Annotated in this window: 2 protein-coding genes; one reads left to right on the top strand and one right to left on the bottom strand. The window is 72.5% G+C overall.

Translation table 11 applies throughout. The annotated features are described in order from the left end of the window. Positions 1-88 precede the first annotated feature (88 nt). Positions 89-1,009, bottom strand: a complete 921-nt coding sequence (locus tag AC5LUJ_RS20585) for a phosphoribosylaminoimidazolesuccinocarboxamide synthase (RefSeq protein ID WP_250281944.1) — start codon at positions 1,007-1,009, stop codon at positions 89-91. 224 nt (positions 1,010-1,233) lie between these two features. On the opposite strand from AC5LUJ_RS20585, the gene purB reads away from it, so the two are divergent. Next, positions 1,234-2,586 (top strand): adenylosuccinate lyase (gene purB, locus AC5LUJ_RS20580; RefSeq protein WP_250292897.1); only part of this gene is annotated, 1,353 nt, incomplete at its 3' end.

The raw sequence follows: 2,586 nt of genomic DNA, 5'->3' as shown, positions 1-2,586 counted from the left end.
CGCGGCCCGGCGGGCCGAGGGTACGCCCGCCGGGCCCGGGGTGCCGGGCTGCGGTCGGACGTCCTGGAACACCTGCCCGGGACGGCGCCTACCGGGCCCGCGCGGTGGCGATGTAGCCGGCGAAGGAGGTGCCGGTGAGGCGTTCGTACGCCTCGACGTAACGGGCCCGGGTGGCCTCGACCACCTCCGGCGGAAGCTGCGGCCCGGGAGCGGTCCGGTCCCAGCCGGTGGACGCCAGGTAGTCGCGGATGAACTGTTTGTCATAGGACGGCTGGGAGCCGCCGGGCCGCCACTGGTCGGCGGGCCAGAACCGGGACGAGTCCGGGGTCAGCACCTCGTCGCCGAGCCGCAGGACGCCGTCGGCGTCATAACCGAACTCGAACTTGGTGTCGGCGACGATGATGCCGCGCCCGGCGGCCACGTCGACCGCCCGCTCAAAGATCTCCAGGGTGAGTTTCTCCAGCTCGGCGGCGGCCTCGGGGCCGACCTGGGAGGCGGCCTGCGCCCGGCTGATGTTCTCGTCGTGCTCGCCGACCGGCGCCTTCGTCGACGGGGTGTAGATCGTCGCGGGCAGCCGGCTGCCGTCGACGAGGCCGGCGGGCAGCGCGTGGCCGCTGACCTCGCCGGTGCGCTGGTAGTCCTTCAGCCCGCTGCCGGTGAGGTAGCCGCGGGCGACGCACTCGATCGGCACCATGGTCAGCCGCCGGCACAGCATCGACCGGCCGCGCAGCTGCTCGGCGTAGGGGGTGAGCTCGTCGGGGTACTCGTCCACGTCGGTGCTGATCACATGGGACGGTACGAGGTCCGCGAGCTGGTCGAACCACCACAGCGACAGTCCGGTGAGGACGGCGCCCTTGTCCGGTATCTCGGTGGGCAGGACCACGTCGAAGGCGGAGATCCGGTCGCTGGCGACCAGGAGCACCGCGTCCTCACCGACCGCGAACATCTCGCGTACCTTGCCCGACCCCAGGTGGGTCAGCCCGGCGAACTCCTCGTGCGTCAGTGGCATGCTCCGACCGTATGCGATGCGCCGGGCGTCCTCGCCGGCAACAGCCTCGCCGGCAACAGGATGTTCTCGCCGGCGACAGGACGCCCCCGCCGGTGACGCGGCGTCGTGGCCGGTGGCCGGGCGTCCTGCCGTTGACGGGACGTTGCGGCCCGTGACGCGGCGTTGCGGCCGGTAGGGTGCCCGGCCCGGGGATTCGGGCGCGGTTGTCGGGCACGATGGCCGGTATGGCAACCGAGCACGCGGCCCCCACACCTCCCACCGCCCCCGAGCCTCCTGAGGCCCCTGAGGTTCCTGAGGTTCCCGACGTCCTGGCCACCCGTTACGCCTCGGCCGAGATCCGGCGGCTGTGGTCACCGGAGAGCAAGGTGGTCGCGGAGCGCAGGCTGTGGCTGGCAGTGCTGCGCGCCCAGCGGGATCTCGGCCTGGAGCTGACCGCCGGTGTGATCGAGGACTACGAGCGGGTCCTCACCGAGGTCGACCTGGCCTCGATAGCCCGGCGGGAGCGGCTGCGGCGCCACGACGTCAAGGCCCGCATCGAGGAGTTCAACGCCCTCGCCGGCCACGAGCACGTGCACAAGGGCATGACGTCACGTGACCTCACCGAGAACGTCGAACAGTTGCAGGTGCGCAGCTCGCTCGCGCTGATCCGGGGGCGCATGGTCGCGGCACTGGCCCGGCTGGCCCGGCTGGCCGCCGAGTACGACTCGCTGGTGATCACCGGGCGTAGCCACAACGTTCCCGCCCAGGCAACCACGCTCGGTAAGCGGTTCGCCTCCGCCGGGCAGGAGCTGCTGGCCGCCTTCGAGCGGGTCGAGGACACCCTGGAGCGCTACCCGCTACGCGGGATCAAGGGCCCGGTCGGGACCGGCCAGGACATGCTCGACCTGCTCGGCGGAGACGACGCCAGGTTTGCCGAGCTGGAGCGTCGGATCGCCGGGTTCCTCGGCTTCGGCCGGGTGCTGACCAGCGTGGGCCAGGTCTACCCGCGGTCGCTCGACTACGAGGTCGTCACCGCGCTGGTCCAGGCCGTGGCCGGGCCGGCGAGCCTCGCCACGACCATCCGCCTGATGGCCGGCCACGAGCTGGCCACCGAGGGCTTCGCCGCCGGCCAGGTCGGCTCGAGCGCGATGCCGCACAAGATGAACACCCGGTCCTGCGAGCGGGTGAGCGGCCTGTCGGTGGTGCTGCGCGGCTTCGCCGCCATGACCGGCGAGCTCGCCGGGAACCAGTGGAACGAGGGGGACGTGTCCTGCTCGGTCGTGCGCCGGGTGGCGCTGCCCGGCGCGTTCTTCGCCGCTGACGGGCTGTACGAGACGTTCCTGACCGTCCTGGACGACTTCGGGGCCTACCCGGCCGTGATCGCCCGGGAGCTGGACCGCAACCTGCCCTTCCTGGCCACGACGAAGATCCTGATGGCCGCCGTCCGCCGGGGCGTCGGGCGGGAGACCGCCCACGAGGTCATCCGGGAGCACGCGGTAGCGGTCGCCCTCGCCCTGCGGGAGAAGGGGGCGGAGCACAACGACCTGCTGGCCCGGCTGGCCGGCGACGACCGGCTGGGCCTGGACACGGCCGAGCTG

Source organism: Protofrankia sp. CiP1_Cm_nod3 (genome assembly GCF_982290655.1).
Note: the sequence above shows the minus strand (reverse complement) of the source record. Positions and strands in the feature narration are given on the sequence as shown.

Excerpts from the sequence above, each read along its gene's own strand:
- AC5LUJ_RS20585 (WP_250281944.1), bottom strand. The coding sequence starts at position 1,009 with ATGCCACTGACGCACGAGGAGTTCGCCGGGCTGACCCACCTGGGGTCG.